Source organism: Nitrospira sp. CMX1, from assembly GCF_054902215.1.
Genome location: NZ_JBUBKD010000055.1, coordinates 53,902 through 73,508 on the forward strand (window position 1 = coordinate 53,902; position 19,607 = coordinate 73,508).

Below are 19,607 nucleotides of genomic sequence, written 5' to 3' on the forward strand. Positions count from 1 at the left end.
CATGAAGAGACAGAGTGAGAGGTCAAAATATCAATCTGTCTATGCACATAGATGCTCAAAAAACACCGCTAGTCCTTCCGGGCTCCAATCATGGGTAAAGCCACCTTTAACAAGACTCTCGCTCCATCATCTCCCCACGGACGCATTGACGTCACGGTTGACCTCTCCTCACCGTTTGGTGCAAGCGATGCTGCGTTGGCCTGAGCCACGACATTCACGCTCGTGTCGCCGTGGCGCGTAGCGCGCGCTAGATGGCAGGGAAAACCTTACTGCGGGGAAAATGCTTACGCCCCCATACGACTAAAGCCTTCAACACCGGCTTGAGGCCTTCGCCTTTCTCTGTCAAAACATATTCGTAGCGTATAGGGTTCTGCTGGTAGGCTTGACGGGTCACAAGGCCGGAGCCCTCCAATTGCTTCAGTCTATCCGCAAGGATGTTGGAGGCAATTCGTTCCGGAGAGGCCATGAATTCCTGATAACGTTTCTTGCCCAAGGCCAGATCTCGAATAACCAACAGCGTCCACTTATCTCCAAGGATATCCAGCGAATTAGTGATCGGGCAGCATGATCGCTTAAATGTGACTTTGTCATTCATTGTTCAAGGGCCATCCGGAAGCACTCACCACCGACCTACTGAGAGATGGCTGAGTGGCCTAAGACACTGTAATACTGTCACTTGCATTTTGCAATATAGTTGAGCTATAGTGACTTTCAATATGCAAGTCATGCGGCCGACATTCTACTTGGAGGATTATTTCATGTTGGTTCTCTACCAATTTAAACGCACCTGGGGCATTCCCAACCTCAGTCATTTTTGTTGCAAGCTGGAAACATATTTGCGGATGGCAGGCATCAAATATGAGATTGAGCCGACGCTGCCCATGAGCGGGCCCAAACGCAAGCTGCCTTATATTAAGGATGGCGACACCATTTTAGGAGATTCTGGTTTTATCGTCCTGTATCTCAAAAAAAAGTATCACGATCTGGATAAGGGGCTCAGCGAGGCGGAATTGGCACTATCCTTGGCGATGCAACGCTTACTGGAAGAACATTTGTTTTGGGCAACGATGTATTCGCGATGGCAATACACCGACGAAAATTGGCATGCCAACAAGCAGGCCATTTTCGGGGTTTTGCCACCTGTCATTCGCGACATAGCGGCGATGTACTATCGTCCCAAAATCCAACAGCAGATTTATGGACATGGTATCGGCCGACACACAGCGGAAGAGATCTTTGCGCTCGGCAACCAGGATATAGATGCGCTGTCAGCGTGCCTCGGTGACAAGAAATATTTCTTGGGCGACCGACCGACAACCCTAGATGCGAGCGCATTCGGAATTTTGATCAACACCTTTGGATGCCCGATCGAATCGCCGGTCAAGGAACATGGTTTATCGAAACGCAATCTGGTCAGTTTCGTCAATCGGATCAAGACCGACTATTATCAGGATTTGCAAGTGGCGTGATGGCAAGCTCCATTCCCATGTCGGTGCCTCATCTCACCACGGCCTTGCGTGGCCCGATACTCGACCTGGAACAGCGTATTCTTGACGCCATGCCGGTGATCGAGCAGTGGTTGCACCGGCAATGGCAGGATCATGCTGCGCCGTTGTATTGTTCGGTGGATGTGCGCAACAGCGGATTCAAACTGGCGCCGGTGGATACTAATTTGTTCCCTGGTGGCTTCAACAACCTCAGCCCAGACTTCATGCCGCTTTGCGTACAGGCGATGCGGGCGGCGATGGGAAAAATCTGTCCCGATGCCCGCACAGTGGTGCTGATCCCGGAAAATCACACTCGCAATATTTCATATCTGCACAACATCGCGGCGTTGCACGATATCCTGCTGCAGGCAGGAGTGAATGTTCGTCTCGGCACTCTGCGTCCGGAAATCACCGTAACGGCCACCATCGATCTCCCCGGCGGCGGTAGTCTCACGCTGGAGCCGGTACACCGCCAGGGCAACCACCTGGGCGTAGAGGGCTTTGACCCGTGTATGGTGCTGCTCAACAACGATCTTTCGGCAGGTATTCCGACGATATTGCAAAATCTGGAGCAAACGATCATTCCACCGCTGCATGCGGGGTGGGCGACCAGGCGCAAATCGCAGCATTTCACGGTGTACGAGAACGTGGCGCAAGAGTTTGCGAAGCTGATCGGCATCGATCCGTGGCTCATCAACCCGTACTTTGCTACCTGCAGCAACGTCGATTTTCACGCCAGAGTGGGAGAAAATTCCCTCGCGGAAAAGGTAGACGAGACGTTGCAAGCAATTCGGTGTAAATACACAGAATATGGCATCAAACACGATCCCTTCGTCATCATCAAGGCCGATGCGGGAACCTATGGCATGGGAATCATGACGGTAAAAGACGCTGCCGAAGTGCGCACCCTGAACCGCAGGCAGCGCAACAAAATGGCGGTTGTGAAGGACGGCATGCCCGTGACGCGAGTCCTGGTGCAGGAAGGGGTCTATACCATCGAATACATCAATCACGCGGTCGCGGAACCGGTGGTCTACATGATCGACCATGACGTGGTGGGCGGGTTCTACCGGGTGCACGCAGGACGCAGGGCGGATGAGAACCTCAATGCCCCTGGTATGCATTTCGTACCACTGGCGTTTGAACCTACCGGTTTGGCACCCGCCTCCGAGGCCCCCCCGGATAGCCTCCCCAACCGCTTTTATGCGTATGGGGTGGTGGCACGGTTGGCGCTGCTGGCAGCGGCGCTAGAGCTGGAGAGGGACCTGGGGGCAACCTATGCGTCGCTCTCGATGGAGACCGAAGACGCGTCACAAACCTGGAAATGGCAGTCATGAAACTCGCCGTCATTCTCGACCCGCTGGATACGCTCAAAACCTATAAGGATTCGAGTGTGGCCATGATGCGGGAGGCCGCCTCGCGCGGCCATCGGCTGTGTGTGATACAGCAGGGCGATTTAGCGTGGAAAGGCGGCCAGGTGGTCGGGTATGCACGTGCGCTGGAGTTCACCGGCCAGGAAGGTGATGGACATCCCTGGTATCGGACTGAGGAACCGAGAGAAACACTGCTGCAGGAATTTGACGCGGTGTTGATGCGCAAAGATCCGCCATTCGACATGGAGTATGTGTACAGCACCTACTTACTGGAATTGGCAGAAGGCCAAGGCGCACGCGTCTTCAACAGTCCACGAGGTGTCCGGGATCATAATGAGAAGCTCGCAATCGCGAAATTTCCGCAATTCACTGTGCCTACACTGGTAACCAGGCAGGAGCGCCTCATCCGAGATTTTCTGGGAGAACACCGCGACATCATACTGAAGCCGCTCGACGGGATGGGTGGGGCCGGTGTATTTCGCGTCGACAGCGCTGACCACAATATCAGCGTGATTCTTGAAACCCTGACACAGTATGGTACCCGCACGATCATGGCTCAGTGCTACATCCCAGAAATTGCGCGGGGCGACAAACGCATCCTGCTCATAGACGGAGAACCAGTGCCTTACGCACTGGCGCGGATTCCCAAACCAGGCGAGTCGCGTGGCAATCTGGCAGTAGGCGGCACCGGTGTGGCGCAGCCGCTCAGCGGACGCGACCGTGACATTACCGCGGCGCTGGGTCAGGCAGTACGCGATCGAGGATTGATGCTAGTGGGCCTGGACGTGATCGGTGACTACCTCACTGAAATCAACGTCACCAGTCCGACCTGTATGCGGGAAATTGCCGATCAGACCGGCTTCAATGCCGCCGCAATGATGATCGATGCGCTTGAAAAACTTGTCGGTTCTAGCCCGCATTATTCATGACCGCTTCTACTGCAACCGCCGATACCCCGCTGTGACTAGCCTGGCCATGATTTCGAAAACCTCTTCGAGCGTATTAATGCGACGCTCGGGAAGTAACGGGAATGCCGCATAACAACGGTTTGCAGACCAACGCGCCGCAAGCGGCGCGCGCCTGAAGCCGGACGTTAATACGACATGGCTGAGGACCGCTTTATAGCGGTGCGGTCTCGGCACCGAACTTCCGCACGTGACCAGTGAGTGACCATCGGCCTCCGACCCAAAGCAGAATTACACGGCGTCATTTGCCCTGATCTGATCGAATATTCCGTTATCCTGGCTTCTCCCCAATCCGCTGCCGCTGCCGGTCTCAATGTCCTCAGTGACATCCGGAATTGTTTGGGGCGTTGATGGGGCAAGCATGGGCGGAGGTTCGAGCCTGAGCGTAAGGGTTAAGACATGCCTTGTTCGACCAACCCATTCTCGATCGTGAAGCCCATTCGTTCTATCAGCCGAGTGAGTAAGGTGAAATGGGCGCGCGAGTCAGTCGCAACGGCCAGCTGTTCAGCCGTCGCCAGTTGCATGGTATACACCAGTGAGGCGGATGTTTTCAGGAGGGCCAGGCCATAGTCGAAGAGATCCGCTTCTCGGCCGATGAGCCGTCGCCGGCTGAGTTGACGGATGCCGGCCACCGTAAAGGGAGTCGTCTCGAACGACACATCCTTCAGACGAACCATCAAGGGCTGCTCGGCATGTCCATCGTTGTGACGCCCCGTGATGTCTGTGCCGTCGAACAGACCGCGTTGGAATCGGCGATTCTCCACCAGCGCGCGATGAAAAAGCCCACGCCACGTTGAATCGGTGAGATCACGATCCACGGCGATGCAGGTGTCCGGCGTGAGCTGTCCGCTGACGTTGTACCCCTGCACCAGTCGCTTGCTGGCCAGGAGGTCGGGGAAGGCATCGCCCATCCGTTCGGGAAAGGCCGTTGTCCCGCAGAACGGACTGACTTGGATGGCCATATAGTCCCGGAAATGCACCTGCTGATACCGCTCCAGCAGCCGCTGCAAGGTGCGCTCGTGGCACAGATGGAACGGATAAAATATGACGCCGGATCGTGTCATGCCAATGATGCAGAATAACTGCTCTGCAACCGTAGAGGCAAGCTGTCGTCCCAAGGGCAATGGAACGAAAGCGGTTACGAATGAAATGAAGGTCAGAGAACTATTTGGTGGCTGGAGGGCATCGGCGAGAAAGCTATGGCCCACAAAGAAGTACACACTGCCCCCATGCTTACCTCATCTTTCACATAAGTCGGCACTTCACGGCTGACATCAACCTTATTCATGTTGGTTCCTATACACAAAACAATGTGACCCCAATAAGCTCTACGCCGCCTCTATCCTCTTTCTACACCGAAAGATGATACCTCCCACACTTCGCTACTGAGGCATGATGACAAAAGGCACCGACTTGCCTATACTTCCAGGGTGAAAACATTTCGATGGAATTTCCGAAAGAACGAACTGCTGAAAGCAGGTCGGGGCGTTTCCTTTGAGGATATTGTGTTGGCCATCGAAACTGGTGGGTTGCTGGATGTTGTAGGACATCCCAATCCCACTCGGTATCCGAACCAAGGCCTCTTTGTCGTGGCCGTGAGTTCCTATGTGTATCTCGTGCCACATATTGAGGAAGTGGACTACGTGTTTCTGAAGACGATTATTCCGAGCCGCAAAGCCACGCGAGAGTATGGAATGAGGGGAACGCTATGAAAACTCTTGATCGCTATGAGAAACAAGTTCTATCGGCGTTCGAGGCCGGTAAGCTAACATCAACGGTGACGTCCGATGCGGCATTGCGTCGATATCGCGAGTATGCTCGTGCGACCCTCCGCAAAAACAAGCGGGTCAATATTAGACTCTCCACCCCTGACCTTTCTGAAATCCAAGCGCGCGCTGCGGAAGAAGGCATTCCCTATCAAACGCTGATTGCGAGCGTCTTGCATAAGTTTGTGGCAGGCCGCTTTGCAGAAAAGCCATCGCGCCTCACGACGCGCGCCAGCAGACGCGGCAAGAAGCGTCGAGCGGCGTAACGCTGCGCACAGATTACGCCGTAAAAAAAGAGAGTTCAGCTGTTCACTCGAGGCTTGGTCATGTGGCGAAACAGTGCAAGGTAAAGACGGCCCCTTGTTTCAGCTTGTGCCAAAATGGGTTAGGCCATGGAGCATCATAATTTGACCACCAGGTGCATTGTAACTGTAGGGTAATGGGTTGACACAAGAAACAAGATCTGACTCTGATTTCATCTCACAATAACCAGTCGGTCATTGCACACGAAGCGGCGGTGGAAGTAGAAGAGAACACCTTATGCCCGCATGAAGGAGGCGCCCCATGGACAATGATCTCCCCTCTGTCCTCTATGTCCTGGGTGCGACTTTCTTGTATTTCCTTCCAACCTTTCTCGCCCTCGCACGAGGCCACCCCAACTCCTTCCTGCTTGCGATCGTGAATCTCTCGCTCGGATGGACCGTGATAGGCTGGGTGGGCGCGTTGTTCTGGTCGCTCACGAAGCAACCTCGGGGAGGGGAATCTTGACTAAGTGCAAGGTCGAAAGCTCGTTCATGTCAACGACACATGAATTCCCCCATCCGGGTGAGAGTTGCGTGTGCGGAGCCCGCCCCTTCGGCCGGGCCCCGGGCCGATCGTGGTTCCTGCAGCCGTGTACGACGTCGATGTGCTGAGGACCGCTTTCAGACGGTGCGATCTTGGCACCGAACTTCCGCTCGTGGCCGTTTCTGCGACCGTCGACACCCGACCCAAGGCCGAAGTCCACGACTGCCCGCTATCAGAGCGGGGCTTACACCGATCCGCATAAGACCCCGTGATCAATGGCCGATGGGCCATCCCCCATTGCACCACCGTGGATGATGGGATATTGTCCACAATCATTGAAGATATGTTACACGGATAGAAAAAGGCAGACCCAGCTCTTATGGGGATCGGCCTAAACATTGTTGGGGGGCTCATGAGTTCAATGCAAGTCTCAGCACTTCTTGCGGCACTCGATGAGTTTCGCACGAAGCTCATCGAGCACAAGGAATTGTGGGGGCGCTCACTCAGTCAACCCATCCCTGACTATCCAGTTCGCAATCGGGAGGAGCTCGAAGCCCAGAGTCACTGGCTAACTAGACGACTCGGCGCCTTGCGCCCGTACATTGAGAGATTCGATAACCACTGGCTGATGGTTCACCCTGCCACTAGTGTTCGTTGGGACGCGTTGGACGCTTCTGTTAGCCTAAATCAAGTTGCCCAGGCGAAGGGCCCCGCCCTTAGAAGTACGATCGATAAAATAAACACGATCGCCGGCCGCCTCGAAACTCTTGACCAGGACGATGAGGTCCCGGCCGATCCGAGCAAACCCTTAAAGTCTGGCCTGCCTGCGGACCGCGTCATGCTCTCCTACCTACAGCATTTACATCCCTACATAGCGAAAGGGTGCTCACAACTGTTCGTCGATGGCCACTACGCACAAGCAGTCGAGGAGTCCGCAAAGGCCGTTTTTCAGTACTTGCGAGCGGTCACGGGGTTGATAACTGATGGATCAGCACTTGCGCAAACAGCCTTCAGCGTCAAAGCGCCGATGCTTGCCTTCAGCGATCTCGCGGATGAAACCAAGAGGAATGAACAAGTCGGGTTTATGGAGATGCTTTCTGCATTCGCCAAGGGTGTGCGCAATCCGCTAGCGCATACCCACGGTAAGTTGGAAGAGGCACAGAAGGCTTTTGAGTATTTAGCCCTAGCATCATTGTTCTGTCGCCGCATCGATGATGCATCTCCAAAGCCCGCAGTCTCCTAACTGCGGCATCGGGGGGCGCGCCGCAAGCTGCGCGCCCCTCATGACGAACGTAGCTGGCGGATGTCCGCTTCTGGCCGATGGCAGTCCTCGTCTTATGTGAATCCGTCTAAACATTGTTAGGCACACAGGTTCCTTATGGACGTCGATAAATTTCTAAACTTGTTGGCAGCTGTGTTCGGGGCCTTGGGGTCCATCTATGTGCTGAAGGGCGTCGCCGCGCTTTCCCCGAATCTTATCGAGCGGCTATCTCGCACGTATTGGGATTTCAGTTCCGCGCAAATCGATGCCCTCACGGCACAGAAGGCAGACAGTATCATCGGCATCGTGCTCGTACTCATTGCGCTTGCCATAACTGTGGCCAATTTGACCTTTGTCCCGGAAGGCATGCGGATGTTCGAGCGTCGAACGGTCGGAATAGCCCTGGTCCTCGGGCTGACGGGGCTCGCTTACATTGCACTCGTCTTTTCTGGTGATGCTCTCCAGCGTCACGACAAGCTCACCGTCAGTCGCATCATCACCAGGGGGGAACTTGAAGACCTGTTCAAAAGCGGCAAGGTTCCCGCGAGCCAAGTGACCTCGCTCAAAGTCCTCGCACGCACGCTATTCACAATGTCGGTTGACGATTCGGAGACACCTCGTAGTCTTGTCAACCGCCTCGCTAACGAGGTTGGCGTGCAGGTTCCTCCCAGTCTGGACTTTTCTGAGGTCGAGAAGAAGCCAGACAAGCAATGAGCCTCGATGCCATTTGGCTGTCTAACTTCAGGTGGAGCGGACGGGCCGAAAGCGCGGACCATGTTTTCTGTCCATAGCGGCCCGCCGCTCACCACGACGGTAATGGACAGGGCTGAGGACAGTTTCATGGCAGTGTAATCCCAGCGTCGAACTTCCGCACTTAGCCGATAGCGGCTATCGCGGATGATCAATCTTTCCGTTTCTCAACCGAAACTCTCGACGCAAACCGACACCGAGCATCAGATAGAGTTTGAGCTATTACATCTAATATGAGTCAGAATAACTCAACGGTGCTGGCATACTGCTATGGTAGGTGCTATGTAACTGTAAAATATAAGAAGACGTAATCGTTACCACGCGTAGGCTTCCGGTGCGACGCCGCCAGGACCGGGGAACAGATCGTCCAGCTGCTTCATAGTTTCCTGACTCAGTGTGAGACTCAGAGCTCGCATCGCCCCGTCAAGCTGCTCCATGGTGCGTGGCCCAATGATCGGTGCAGTGACGGCTCTTTGATGCAGCAGCCACGCTAACGCGACATCCGCCGGACGTTCATCAATCCTTGCGCACAGAGCTTCATAGGCTTCCAATTTGGTGCGCGACTTCGCGACCTCTTTCTTCAGCTCTTCGTCCGCGCGACGCCCACTGTCGGCGGATTGCAGGACCCCAGCCAAGAGCCCCCGGCCTAGCGGGCTCCAGGGGATCAGACCGATCCCATAGGCCTCACAAGCAGGAATGACTTCCAGCTCAATCGTGCGTTCTGTCAGGTTGTAAAGACTCTGCTCGGAGACGAGCCCTAGAAAATGACGACTCTTCGCGGCTTCCTGAGCCTGAGCAAGATGCCACCCGGCAAAGTTGCTACTGCCTACATACACAACCTTTCCTTCACGCACGAGTTGTTCCATCGCTTGCCAAATCTCTTCCCACGGTGTCTCTCGATCGACATGGTGCATCTGGTACAAATCGATCCAGTCTGTGTGAAGCCGGCGAAGGCTCTCCTCGCAAGCTTGCTTGATATGGCGGGCTGAAAGGCGAGACTGGTTCGGCCATTCCCCCATCCGACCGAATACTTTGGTGGCGAGCACCACCTTGTCCCGACGACCTCCCCCCTGTGACAACCACCGGCCGATGATCTGCTCTGTCCAGCCTTCACCGAGCTTCCAGCCATACACGTTAGCGGTGTCAAAAAAGTTGATACCGAGATCTAACGCTCGATCCATGATGGCGAAGCTGTCCCCCTCGCTCGTCTGGGGTCCGAAATTCATCGTGCCAAGACAGAGCCGACTGACTTTGAGCCCTGAGCGACCGAGATGAACGTATTGCATAAGACAAATTTACCCTCCGGAGATCTCACTGAGATAAGTCAACGCCCGCTAATACCCCCTCCCAGTACTCCCCCCACGCCCCATTCGATCAAGCGGAAGTGCGTCGTAACGCTGTTTGAGGTCAGGATGCTCGCTCAGGTACTGCTTGACCGCTGCATCATCCGCAAACACGTCTGCGCTGCGTGTCCGATAATCATCGAGCGTCAGATCACGTTTAGCAAGAATGGCTGTCAGCTTGCTATTGATATCCGCCCTCATCTCATTCATGCGCTCGGCCGACGGCCGCTGGCCATCCCCCCCATACCCAGCTCCACCCTTGAAGTAGTTCGTCATCATCTCGCCGATCTCAATGCGAGCATTGACGAACCTCTCAACATCCGCTGGTTCAGCGGCTACAGCCACCCCTGTGAAAAGCACAATGCTCCCTATGAGACTCAGATACGCCTGCACTCGCTTGATGGTCATGGTTCACCCCTTCCCATGGTAAAAAATCGTACCCCCTCAACAGCGTTTCATCATATCACCCTGAAATCGCGACTTATAAGTCCACACCAACACAGTTTGGGCTCGCAAGAACCTATGGGGGAGCTGCCTCGCCACTGAGGGACTCCTCACCTGTCACGTCGCAAGTCTCTATCTCGCCTTGCGGCACCTTCCGCCCCTGAAACAGTTCCGGCCTGAGATCATCCATCCCCTGAGACCCACCTCAAGTCCTTCTCCATATTGACCCAGATGCTTTCCCCTGAATGGCTAAGGATTCCTCGGTAGATGTAGTTGAAAACCCACTGCTACTATGGTGTTCACCATCTAGCTTCACAATTGACCGGACTGATACACTTATTGTCCGACGTCGTACTCAATACTGGCCTGAATGTCCTTCCTCCCAATGAACCCAGCATCTCGGTTTAGATATCACCTGATACATTCGAGCAAATACTGCCATCTCCATCAGGCATTCGACCTGGCACTAACATCTGGTTCGCTTTTGAATCTCAGCATGCTTTTTAAATTGACAGGTGGAAAGCCATGAGCGACGACAACCAAGTTTCAGATGCCGCACTCGCAAATCAGGAATTGCTGTTGCTTGCCGCACTCTCGATTTGGGAACTCTCGATTGTGGTCATCGCTGCTACGCTGTACATAAAAGGGCTCCAGCCCCTCGACGCCTTCCTCACCAGCACGCCGGGGATGATTTTTCTCTGCGCCATCATGACCTTCTTCACCGCTGGGGGATTTGTCATACACTACTATCTGCTCAGTCGGCGGCCACGATCCCTCCGGTTTGCTCTCATTGTAGGGATGAACCTCGTGACCCTCGTCCTGCTTACGATCACCGGTGAGTTTATTGTGAGAGCAGGGTCTCTCCCATCCCCATATGGTGACGTCTTTGCCAATCGGCCATTGAATCCCAAAAGTTGGGACAAGGTGAAACTCCGTTACCGGCAACATATTGAGAAGGCTGATGGCGATCTTTCCTACATCGTCTCTGATAGCCAACTTGGCTGGACGGTAGGGCCAGAACGGCAGAGCGCCAACGGGCTCTACTTCTCCAGCCCATTGGGAACGCGCACCGCACGCCCAGGGACGTCTGTCACGAAGTCCGAGGGAACCATGGAGATTGCCTTAGTGGGCGACTCGTTCACATTTGCCGAAGAGGTGAGATTTGAAGAGAGCTGGGCATTTCATCTAGGCCAGATGTTGGGTGACAAATTCCAACTCCTCAACTACGGCGTTCCCAGTTATGGTGTCGATCAGGTCTATTTGCGTTATAAAAAAGATGTAGCCGGTCGGAAACCACGCGTCGTGCTCTTCAGTATCATTTCCCATGACCTTACTCGCACGATGTGGGTCTATCCATTCCTGGCTGTTCCTCAGTGGGACTGGCCTTTTTCAAAACCTCGCTTTATCGTCCGCGATGGTGAATTGACGGTGATCAATGTCCCGACAATCGCCCCTAGCGAGATCTTCGCTTATAGTTCCCCTTCGGATCTTCCCTCTCTTCACCATCAACCAGGCTACAAACGGAACGATTGGGAGACGAGTGCACTTCATCTCTCCTATCTCTTTCGACTGTTCTCGACAATGTACCCGGAATGGAAAGCGGATTATTCAACTGATACGCTGTCGATCAATAGATCGATTCTCCAGAGTTTCATTCGCTCAGCAACAGAATCCGGATCGATCCCCATTTTGATTTATTTCCCGAGTAAAGCTGATTTTTCAAATCCCTCAACTCTTCCTATTGGGAAGCAAGTCCTACAAGAAGCTGGACTTCCATTCCTTGACCCAACTCCTTGTTTGCTGGAAGTAAATCCCACAGACCGGTTTTTGGTCGACCATTATTCACCTGCCGGCAATGCCGCGGTGGCGAAATGTCTCTACCAATCGTTGCACACCGTACTGGAGCAGGCCTCCACACCGTCATCATAGAGAGACGCCGAATCCAACCACCGATGCTGCGCGGCACGGAAGAGACCATCTACGCTCCCTCCCCGTGGTCGTCGTACGCCGAGGGAATCCCATAGCGCTTACACTTTTCCCACAAAGCCTTTCGGGACAACCCCAGAATCTTGGACGCGGTCGTGCGGCTCCCTTCAACTCGCTCCAATACAGAAACGATATAGTCCTTCTCAAATCCTTCTCGCGCCACGGCCAACGAGGTCATGGAAGCGGCTTGTTTTCTACTCCCCCCGGTTAACCCCTCGTGACAGAACCCACAGGCCTCCTGTGTCCCTCCCCCCAGATAAGGACAGGACTGAAATCCACAGAGGTCATTGGGTTGAACCGTCGTCCGGTCTCTCCCCAACGCGACGGCCCGCTCCACGAGATTCTGCAACTCACGTACGTTTCCCGGATACGAATACCGCAACAATAACTCTCGGGCCGGCTGGGAAAACCCACGCAACTGTTTATTCAGCTTCGGCGAGCAGGTCTCCAACACATGCTCGGCAATCACCATAATGTCTTCTTGCCGTTGCCGAAGTGGCGGCACGATGATGGGCACGACGTTGAGCCGATAAAAAAGATCCTCCCGAAACCGGCCCTGCGCCACTTCCTTGCGCAAATCCTTCTGGGTGGCACACACCAACCGGACATCGACCTCGATCGGCTCATTACTGCCGACCCGCTCAAAGACCCGTTCTTGCAAGACGCGCAAGAGTTTCACTTGCACAACAGGCGAAATTTCTCCGATCTCATCGAGGAACAACGTCCCACGGTTGGCCATTTCAAATCGTCCTCGTCGCTGGCGTAGGGCGCCGGTAAACGCGCCCTTCTCATGGCCGAAGAGTTCCGCTTCCAACAGCGTTTCGGGCAGCGCGGCGCAGCTAACCTTAATCAACGGCGCTCCCTTGCGCAGGCTGTTCTGATGGAGGGCATTGGCCACAAGTTCTTTCCCCGTGCCGCTTTCCCCGACGATAAGAACCGTGGAATCGGTTTCCGCCACCATCTTGATCTTGTCCAAGACCGCCCGCATCTGGCTGTTGGCCCCCAAGATGCCGTGAAAGCAGAATTTGTCTTCGAGCTGGCGCTTGAGGTCCTGATTTTCTCGCCGTAAGGCAATCACCCCGCCGATCCGTTCGATGATGAGCAACAATTCATCCATTTGAAACGGTTTCGTAATGTAGTCGAAAGCCCCCAGCTTCATGGCGCCCACGGCTGTTTCCACCGACCCATGTGCGGTGATCATGAGCACTTCCGTTTGAGCGGCCTTCTCTTTGGCGGTCTTGAGCACCGTGAGCCCATCAGCACCCGGCAATCGGAGATCGGTGATGACAAGATCAAACATCCGCTTCTGAATCGCCTCGATCCCCTCCAGCCCGGTTGCTACGGCCTGCACCTCACAGCCAACCGCTTCCAACGCATCCAGCATCGAAAGACGCATCAGCGGCTCATCATCGACCAGCAACACAACCAATCCTTTCATGCGTCTTTCTCCACCAAGGCCCGGTCTCGTGAGACAGGCAAGTACAGCGTGAACGTACTGCCTGTCCCGACTTCGCTTTCCACCGAAATTTTCCCTCCGTGACGCTCGACGATCCCCAGACTCACCGAGAGGCCCAACCCTGTCCCCTCGCCCTCACCCTTAGTCGTGAAGAAAGGATCGAAGATGCGGGGAAGCACCGAGGCCGGAATACCGATCCCCGAATCCTGCACATCCACACGGCAGACGCCTTCCGACACGGACGTTCGGATGGTCAAGACTCCACCGTTTTTCATTGCCTGCACGGCATTGAGGATCAAATTCATCAACACCTGTTCGATCATGTGCCGGTCGACCATGACAGGAGGAAGGCCTTGTCCCTGTGCGATGTCCAGGCGAATGCGACTGGGAGCGAACAGATGCGTCGTCAACGTGAGCACCTGATCGACCACTCGATTGATATCGGCCTGGCTGAACGCCGGCTCATGTTGTTGCGAAAAATCGAGCAGCTGCCGAACAATTTTTTGAACGCGTCGAACACCGTGCTCCATCGACGCCCAATACTCCTCCTGGCGTGCCGGTGATGGGGTCCCCTTTCGCAGGTTGTACAGACAGTTCAGGATTCCACCCAGCGGATTGTTGATCTCATGCGCCACGCCGGCTGCAAGTTTGCCGATGGATGCCAGTTTTTCCGCGTTTCGAATCTGTCGTTCCAGCTGCTTGGTCTCCGTCATGTCCCGCGCGATCCCGAGCACCCCCAAGATGCGACCATCTACCCCGTGCAGCGGCGAGACGCTGACCATAACAGTGCGCGGTTCGCCCAGACGAGTCATCACTTCGACCTCATACACCTGTTTGGCCCCGATATCCAATGTACTCTTCAGGCGGCGCCCACGATGGCGTCGTGACAGGAGCGAGAGATAGGGACGGCCAATCAGGTCATCCTTGCGATATCCCCAGGCGCTGACCTTGCCGTTGACATAGGTAAACTGTTGATCCAGATCGAGCGTATAGATGACGTCGTTGGCGTTCTCGAGCAGATTCTCCAGATATTGCTTCGTCTCCTCGATTTCTCGCGTGCGCTCACTGACTTTGAGTTCGAGATCTTCCCGATAGGATTGGAGCTGACGCTCAAGTTTCTTCCGAACGGTAATATCCCGAAGTTGCACCATGACGAGGAGCGGATCAGTTCCACCGACTCGAATCAGATCCATTTCTACAGGAACTTCATGGCGATCGGCATGGTACACGGCAATCTCCTGGGTCGTCACCAGCCGTTGCTCGGTCACAACATCAGCCAGCCAACCTTCGAACACACCGTGATACTCCGGGAGGAGGACGTCACGGATAGATTTCCCGACAATCTCTGATTCCACATACCCCAGGACTTGTTGTTCCCGTTCATTGACGGCGACGATTTTTCCAGACACCCCGACCATAAATACGGAATCCGCCACAACATCGAACAGGGCCTTATAGCGAGCTTGCGAGACCGTCAACTGCTTGGTGCGCTCCGACACAACCTGTTCCAACCCTACGGCATACCGTTGCAACTCCTGCTCCAACCGGCGTCGTTCCGTCACATCACGCACAAAGGCGCGAGAATGCACCAACCCACCCCGCTCGTGGTCAAACAGTGCCGTCGCATGGATTTCGACGTCGATCTGTCGGCCATCCCTCGCCAATAACACCGTCTCCATTGAGCTCTGCCCTCGACACACCAGTTGTTCGAGATAGTGCAACACCTGACCTTCCTGTCCATGCGGCACGAGTTCCCACAACTTCATATTCAACATTTCTTGACGGCTATAGCCGAGCTTGTCGAGGCCTGTCTTATTGACATGGACCAGTCGCCCCCCCCGATCCAGTTGGCAAATCATTTCAGGCGCATGCTCGATCAAGTCCCGATATTTTTCCTCCAACTGTCTGACCTCGGCGATTCGCTGTTCCAGTTGCCCAAAGGAGAGTTGAAGATTGGTCGCCATCTGATTGAATGCCTGAGCAAGCCCTTCTATTTCATCGCCGGTCTTGAGCTCCACCCGCTGGTCCAACCGACCGCTTCCAATCTGCTGAACCCCATCGTGCAATACACGAACCGGTTTCACAATCCGACGAGCAACAACCACTCCGATACCGACGAGTCCCAGCAGTACCGCGACACCGAGCAACAGAACCTTCGCAATCAGTTCACCCAGTGGGGCGAGTGTTTCGGCTGAATCCTGACGGACAATCGTCATCCACCGTTTCCCGCCAAGACTTCCCGGTGCCAGGAGCTCGGTCAACCGCACCGGCGCCATCCCGATCAACGCATCCTTGTTCCCGTGCCAATCGTCAGCCGCGATGACCCACCCTGGTCTTGCCATAGCGACGGTATCGAGGAATTCGGCATCGACCGAATGGGCTTCTGGCGCGAGGATTGGACAAATAATAACACCACCATCGGTCGTCACCAGCATGGCATGCCCAGTCGAACCAAACGACTCCTCGGCGATCGACTGAAAGAGGGTATCCCGACGCAGCAGAATCGTGACGGCGCCGATCACGGCCTGACGGCGATCATCCAGAATCGGTGCCGCCACAGCGACCACATGCGTACCAAATGCGGGATCAAAGGTGATGTCACTCACATAGGGCCGTCGGCTACCGTTCTTGACGATCGCCTGCCACCAGGCTGCTTTCGCGTAGGAGTATTCCACCTGCGGAATTGAGCTGACGACCAACGCACCCTGCCCGTCGGTCACCAAGATGCCAATATAGTCGGACTTTCGAATCTCGTGCCACTGAATCAAAGAGTTGGTCACGATCCGGTTGACGAACAGCGGAAATTCGCTCCGTTTCGCCCGTTGTCCCCACCGCTGCTGCCACTCTTTGATGATCTCAGAAATGCTGTGCGCATCCTTGCCTTCGTAGGTGCGATTCGCCTCAAAGACAGCCGTCCGGAGAAACGGCGTCGTTGCGAGTTGTTGCGCTTCATTCATCCCCCGCGTGACATGCATCTCGATCCGACGAGCGGCTTCCACGGCGACTTCCTTAAAATCCGCACCCGTCGCTTCACGAAGCACTCGTCGTTCTTCCGCATAGATCAGGATAAGCAGGAGAGCAAGTGGGAGGAGGCCGACCAGGACGATCGCGCCGATGATTTTCTGCTGGAGACTATATGACCGGCTCCAGATCGTCATACGGGTGATCCGCTAAGGATGCGGAGACCTGTGCAGGGTGAAGCGCACCTCGTGAAGCCTTCTGATCCAACGGTTTCAGGTTGCAAGTTTCTCATGTCACGTCTTCGGAGTCGCGCACGAACGACGTGAAATCCGAAACTTGAAACCGGTGGCTATTCTCCAAAACGAACGACGCTTCACAAACGACGCCGTTCTCTTCGACCGTTCGATCAATTGCGTTTCAAGAGTCGGCCCTGCGTTCCGGGCCACAACAATAAGAGAGGGCTAGCGACGAAGACCGATGAATAGGTCCCAAAAATCACACCCCCGAGCAAGGCCAGCGAAAAATCATGGAGAACTTCTCCACCCGCCAGGGTCAAGGGAATGAGGACCAGCACAACCGTCAAGCTGGTGACGATGGTTCGGCTTAAGACCTGATTGATTGCGCTGTTGATCGTCGCTTCCTCACTCTCGCGACGACGCTGCTTCAGATTTTCTCTGATCCGGTCAAAGACGACCACCGTATCGGTCAATGAATACCCCGCTAGGGTCAAGAGGGCCGTGACGATCAATAGCGTGATTTCTTTGTCCAAGATATAAAAGGCTCCGACGACGGCTAACACATCATGAAACGTTGCCAGCGCTGCGGCGACTCCAAAGCGCAGCTCGAATCGAGCCGCAATGTACAGAATAATGCCCGCGAATGAAATGATGACGGCCACAAGCGCATCTTCTTGAAGTTTCTTGCCGATGGTTGGTCCGATCTCGGTGGTGGAATCGACCACGAACTTATTGTTGGGAAACTCCTTGGAGAAGATGGCCATCACACGTTCCGCTACTTTCTCCTCGATCGTCGTGGACGCCTTGACTCGGATGAGCAGTTTATTGTCCTGTCCGAATTCCTGCAATTCCGCATCATTGAGACCATTGGTCTCCAAGACCTTCCGCGCTTCGTCAATTCGAACCGGTTGGTCGAACTTCAGTTGAACTGCGGTCCCTCCGGCGAAGTCAATCCCCAGATTGGCCGCGCCTCGCGCAATCTGCACGAGCGCGATCAGTCCAAGCAGCACCATGACGCCTGAAAAGAGAAAAGCGAACCGGCGTTTGCCCATGAAATCAATGTTGGTTTTCCCTAGAATCTCTAACATGCGCGCTCCCTTTTGATAGCCCTGAGCCTCACGTTGAGCCGTCAGTACTGATGGTGTCATGGTTAGATGCTCAGCGCTTCAACCTTCTGCTTCTGATACAAGAGATCAAAAATGACTTTCGTCCCGACCAATGCTGTAAAGAGATTGATCGCGATACCTAAACACAGCGTCACGGCAAACCCCTTGATCGGTCCGGTTCCAAAGAGAAACAGCGCCACTCCCGTGATTAGGGTCGTGACGTGTGAGTCGATAATAGTGAGCAAGGCCTTGTCATACCCCGCATCAATAGCGGATCGCACGGCTTTCCCACTTCGAAGTTCCTCCCGAATACGCTCGAAGATCAAGACGTTCGAATCGACTCCCATTCCGATCGTCAGCACGATACCGGCGATCCCCGGGAGGGTCAACGTCGCCGTCAATGCGGACAGGGCACCCATCAGACACACGAGGTTTAAGGCTAAGGCAAAATCCGCGATGAGCCCCGAGAGACGGTAGTATACGATCATGAACACGACGACCAAGAGCCCGGCGATCAATGTCGCCTTGACCCCTTTATCAATCGAGTCCTGTCCCAAGGATGGCCCCACCGTGAGATCTTGAACGATCTTCAACGGCGCCGGGAGAGCGCCGGCCCGCAGCACGATGGCCAGGTCGTTGGCCTCCTGCGTCGTAAACGTCCCCGTGATTTGCGCCCGCCCTCCGGCAATCCGCTCTTGAATCACCGGCGCGGAGTAAATGGTGTTATCCAACACCACGGCCATGCGCTTTTTGACATGTTCACCCGTGATGCGCTCGAATTCTTGCCCGCCTTTAGAGTCGAACGTGATCGACACATAGGGATCATTGAATTGACCGATAGCGACCCGCGCGTCGCTCAAAACATCGCCGGTCAACATCACGCGCTTCTTGACCACGTAAGGAGCTCGAAATTCGACCCCCGTATCCTTATCAACCATCCGCTCGAACAGGATCTGATCGCCCTCAGGAAGTTTGCTCTCAAACTGTTGAAGCACCTCGGCCTCTTTGTCCTTCGTCACGTGGCTCGGCAAATCCAGTCGGATGTCTTCATCCAACATTTTGAATTCCAACAACGCCGTTTCTTTGATCAAATCCTTGGCCCGTTTGGGATCCTTGACGCCCGGCAGCTGGACGACGATCTGTTTCAATCCCTGCCGTTGCACGATCGGTTCCGCCACCCCGAATTGATCGATTCGGTTTCGGATGGTTTCCAATGCTTGATTGATGGCCGAATCCTTGATTCGCTTCGTCTCCGCCTCGCGTAACACCCACACGATGGTCGCCGCCGATTCCGCCGATTCGTTCTCAACGAAGTTCGGAAAGTTGTCGAGCAGCTTTTGGGTGGAAGCTTTCGCATCGGCATTTTGAACCTGGATCGTAATTTGTTCAGGCCCGATGCGCTTGACCGAGTCGACTGCAATCTTCTTCTCCGTCACGAGATCTTGCAAGGCCGTGACCGATCGATCCACCGCGATTTCCACGGCGCGATTCTCATCCACCTCCAGCACCATATGGATGCCGCCCTGCAGATCCAATCCCAACGTAATGCCTTTATTCGGCAACACCGCCTTCAGCCAGCTCGGCATGGCTTGATAGAGCGGTGGGTAGGAGGGAAGAAATGAGACGAACGACCCCACCAACACCAGTGTCAACAACCATAAGCGCCCACCTACTTTTTTCATCTCGT

Annotated in this window: 18 protein-coding genes; 9 read left to right on the forward strand and 9 right to left on the reverse strand. The window is 54.8% G+C overall.

The window, feature by feature from the left end; translation table 11 throughout:
* Positions 1–247: 247 nt before the first annotated feature.
* Positions 248–595, reverse strand: coding sequence for a winged helix-turn-helix transcriptional regulator (locus ACYX34_RS13920; protein ID WP_462077171.1), 348 nt, complete (start codon positions 593–595; stop codon positions 248–250).
* 163 nt (positions 596–758) lie between these two features.
* Between ACYX34_RS13920 and ACYX34_RS13925 the strand changes: the two genes are divergently transcribed.
* The 3 genes from ACYX34_RS13925 to gshB are packed head-to-tail and all read left to right on the forward strand — an operon-like array spanning position 759 to position 3,789.
* The gene (locus ACYX34_RS13925) at positions 759–1,469 is read left to right on the forward strand and encodes a glutathione S-transferase family protein (protein ID WP_462077172.1); all 711 of its coding nucleotides are present in this window, start codon (positions 759–761) and stop codon (positions 1,467–1,469) included.
* Between the two features lie 17 nt (positions 1,470–1,486).
* Positions 1,487–2,824, forward strand: coding sequence for a glutamate--cysteine ligase (gene gshA, locus ACYX34_RS13930; RefSeq protein WP_462077188.1), 1,338 nt, complete (start codon positions 1,487–1,489; stop codon positions 2,822–2,824).
* Positions 2,821–3,789 (forward strand): glutathione synthase, encoded by a 969-nt coding sequence (gshB, locus tag ACYX34_RS13935; protein ID WP_462077173.1) that lies wholly within the window; start codon positions 2,821–2,823, stop codon positions 3,787–3,789. The genes gshA and gshB overlap by 4 nt, the downstream gene beginning before the upstream one ends.
* Positions 3,790–3,795: 6 nt before the next feature.
* Here gshB and ACYX34_RS13940 read toward each other — a convergent pair whose 3' ends face one another.
* Together ACYX34_RS13940 and ACYX34_RS13945 are read right to left on the reverse strand one after the other, a co-directional pair.
* Positions 3,796–4,002, reverse strand: coding sequence for a hypothetical protein (locus ACYX34_RS13940; protein WP_462077174.1), 207 nt, complete (start codon positions 4,000–4,002; stop codon positions 3,796–3,798).
* Positions 4,003–4,217: 215 nt separating this feature from the next.
* Entirely contained in the window at positions 4,218–4,943 is a 726-nt protein-coding gene (locus ACYX34_RS13945) for a hypothetical protein (RefSeq protein ID WP_462077175.1), read from the reverse strand.
* 312 nt (positions 4,944–5,255) lie between these two features.
* Between ACYX34_RS13945 and ACYX34_RS13950 the strand changes: the two genes are divergently transcribed.
* The 5 genes from ACYX34_RS13950 (at position 5,256) to ACYX34_RS13970 (ending at position 8,352) form a co-directional block, all read left to right on the forward strand.
* Positions 5,256–5,537 carry a toxin gene (locus ACYX34_RS13950; RefSeq protein ID WP_462077176.1) on the forward strand — a complete coding sequence of 94 codons (282 nt, stop codon included), beginning with the start codon at positions 5,256–5,258 and terminating at the stop codon, positions 5,535–5,537.
* Positions 5,534–5,857, forward strand: coding sequence for a hypothetical protein (locus ACYX34_RS13955; RefSeq protein WP_462077177.1), 324 nt, complete (start codon positions 5,534–5,536; stop codon positions 5,855–5,857). Before ACYX34_RS13950 ends, ACYX34_RS13955 begins: the two co-directional genes overlap by 4 nt.
* Before the next feature lie 298 nt (positions 5,858–6,155).
* Positions 6,156–6,359 carry a superinfection immunity protein gene (locus tag ACYX34_RS13960; protein WP_462077178.1) on the forward strand — a complete coding sequence of 68 codons (204 nt, stop codon included), beginning with the start codon at positions 6,156–6,158 and terminating at the stop codon, positions 6,357–6,359.
* Positions 6,360–6,789: 430 nt separating this feature from the next.
* Positions 6,790–7,620 carry a TIGR02391 family protein gene (locus tag ACYX34_RS13965; RefSeq protein WP_462077179.1) on the forward strand — a complete coding sequence of 277 codons (831 nt, stop codon included), beginning with the start codon at positions 6,790–6,792 and terminating at the stop codon, positions 7,618–7,620.
* A gap of 135 nt (positions 7,621–7,755) precedes the next feature.
* Positions 7,756–8,352: a hypothetical protein gene (locus tag ACYX34_RS13970; protein WP_462077180.1), complete on the forward strand. Its 597-nt coding sequence runs from the start codon at positions 7,756–7,758 to the stop codon at positions 8,350–8,352.
* A 350-nt stretch (positions 8,353–8,702) separates the two neighbouring features.
* On the opposite strand, the gene ACYX34_RS13975 is transcribed toward ACYX34_RS13970, so the two are convergent.
* Positions 8,703–9,674 carry an aldo/keto reductase gene (locus ACYX34_RS13975; protein WP_462077181.1) on the reverse strand — a complete coding sequence of 324 codons (972 nt, stop codon included), beginning with the start codon at positions 9,672–9,674 and terminating at the stop codon, positions 8,703–8,705.
* A 48-nt stretch (positions 9,675–9,722) separates the two neighbouring features.
* Positions 9,723–10,139 carry a hypothetical protein gene (locus ACYX34_RS13980; RefSeq protein ID WP_462077182.1) on the reverse strand — a complete coding sequence of 139 codons (417 nt, stop codon included), beginning with the start codon at positions 10,137–10,139 and terminating at the stop codon, positions 9,723–9,725.
* Between the two features lie 561 nt (positions 10,140–10,700).
* On the opposite strand from ACYX34_RS13980, the gene ACYX34_RS13985 reads away from it, so the two are divergent.
* Entirely contained in the window at positions 10,701–12,104 is a 1,404-nt protein-coding gene (locus tag ACYX34_RS13985) for an SGNH/GDSL hydrolase family protein (protein ID WP_462077183.1), read from the forward strand.
* Positions 12,105–12,153: 49 nt separating this feature from the next.
* Here the strand turns inward: ACYX34_RS13985 and ACYX34_RS13990 are convergent, their stop codons facing one another.
* The 4 genes from ACYX34_RS13990 to secD form a co-directional block, all read right to left on the reverse strand.
* The gene (locus ACYX34_RS13990; protein WP_462077184.1) at positions 12,154–13,599 is read right to left on the reverse strand and encodes a sigma-54-dependent transcriptional regulator; all 1,446 of its coding nucleotides are present in this window, start codon (positions 13,597–13,599) and stop codon (positions 12,154–12,156) included.
* On the reverse strand, positions 13,596–16,775 hold the full coding sequence (locus ACYX34_RS13995) for a PAS domain S-box protein (RefSeq protein ID WP_462077185.1): 3,180 nt from the start codon (positions 16,773–16,775) through the stop codon (positions 13,596–13,598). The genes ACYX34_RS13990 and ACYX34_RS13995 overlap by 4 nt, the downstream gene beginning before the upstream one ends.
* A 209-nt stretch (positions 16,776–16,984) precedes the next feature.
* Positions 16,985–17,902 carry a protein translocase subunit SecF gene (gene secF / locus ACYX34_RS14000; protein WP_462077189.1) on the reverse strand — a complete coding sequence of 306 codons (918 nt, stop codon included), beginning with the start codon at positions 17,900–17,902 and terminating at the stop codon, positions 16,985–16,987.
* A 62-nt stretch (positions 17,903–17,964) separates the two neighbouring features.
* Complete coding sequence (gene secD / locus ACYX34_RS14005) at positions 17,965–19,602, reverse strand: protein translocase subunit SecD (protein ID WP_462077190.1); 1,638 nt, start codon at positions 19,600–19,602, stop codon at positions 17,965–17,967.
* Positions 19,603–19,607 lie beyond the last annotated feature (5 nt).

What these genes read in the sequence shown, in the direction of transcription:
- ACYX34_RS13995 (WP_462077185.1), bottom strand. Translation starts at nt 16,775, where the DNA reads ATGACGATCTGGAGCCGGTCATATAGTCTCCAGCAGAAAATCATCGGC.
- ACYX34_RS13980 (WP_462077182.1), bottom strand. Translation starts at nt 10,139, where the DNA reads ATGACCATCAAGCGAGTGCAGGCGTATCTGAGTCTCATAGGGAGCATT.
- ACYX34_RS13965 (WP_462077179.1), top strand. Translation starts at nt 6,790, where the DNA reads ATGAGTTCAATGCAAGTCTCAGCACTTCTTGCGGCACTCGATGAGTTT.
- ACYX34_RS13925 (WP_462077172.1), top strand. Translation starts at nt 759, where the DNA reads ATGTTGGTTCTCTACCAATTTAAACGCACCTGGGGCATTCCCAACCTC.
- gshA (WP_462077188.1), top strand. Translation starts at nt 1,487, where the DNA reads ATGTCGGTGCCTCATCTCACCACGGCCTTGCGTGGCCCGATACTCGAC.
- secF (WP_462077189.1), bottom strand. Translation starts at nt 17,902, where the DNA reads ATGTTAGAGATTCTAGGGAAAACCAACATTGATTTCATGGGCAAACGC.
- ACYX34_RS13975 (WP_462077181.1), bottom strand. Translation starts at nt 9,674, where the DNA reads ATGCAATACGTTCATCTCGGTCGCTCAGGGCTCAAAGTCAGTCGGCTC.
- ACYX34_RS13920 (WP_462077171.1), bottom strand. Translation starts at nt 595, where the DNA reads ATGAATGACAAAGTCACATTTAAGCGATCATGCTGCCCGATCACTAAT.
- secD (WP_462077190.1), bottom strand. Translation starts at nt 19,602, where the DNA reads ATGAAAAAAGTAGGTGGGCGCTTATGGTTGTTGACACTGGTGTTGGTG.
- ACYX34_RS13985 (WP_462077183.1), top strand. Translation starts at nt 10,701, where the DNA reads ATGAGCGACGACAACCAAGTTTCAGATGCCGCACTCGCAAATCAGGAA.
- ACYX34_RS13970 (WP_462077180.1), top strand. Translation starts at nt 7,756, where the DNA reads ATGGACGTCGATAAATTTCTAAACTTGTTGGCAGCTGTGTTCGGGGCC.
- gshB (WP_462077173.1), top strand. Translation starts at nt 2,821, where the DNA reads ATGAAACTCGCCGTCATTCTCGACCCGCTGGATACGCTCAAAACCTAT.
- ACYX34_RS13955 (WP_462077177.1), top strand. Translation starts at nt 5,534, where the DNA reads ATGAAAACTCTTGATCGCTATGAGAAACAAGTTCTATCGGCGTTCGAG.
- ACYX34_RS13990 (WP_462077184.1), bottom strand. Translation starts at nt 13,599, where the DNA reads ATGAAAGGATTGGTTGTGTTGCTGGTCGATGATGAGCCGCTGATGCGT.
- ACYX34_RS13960 (WP_462077178.1), top strand. Translation starts at nt 6,156, where the DNA reads ATGGACAATGATCTCCCCTCTGTCCTCTATGTCCTGGGTGCGACTTTC.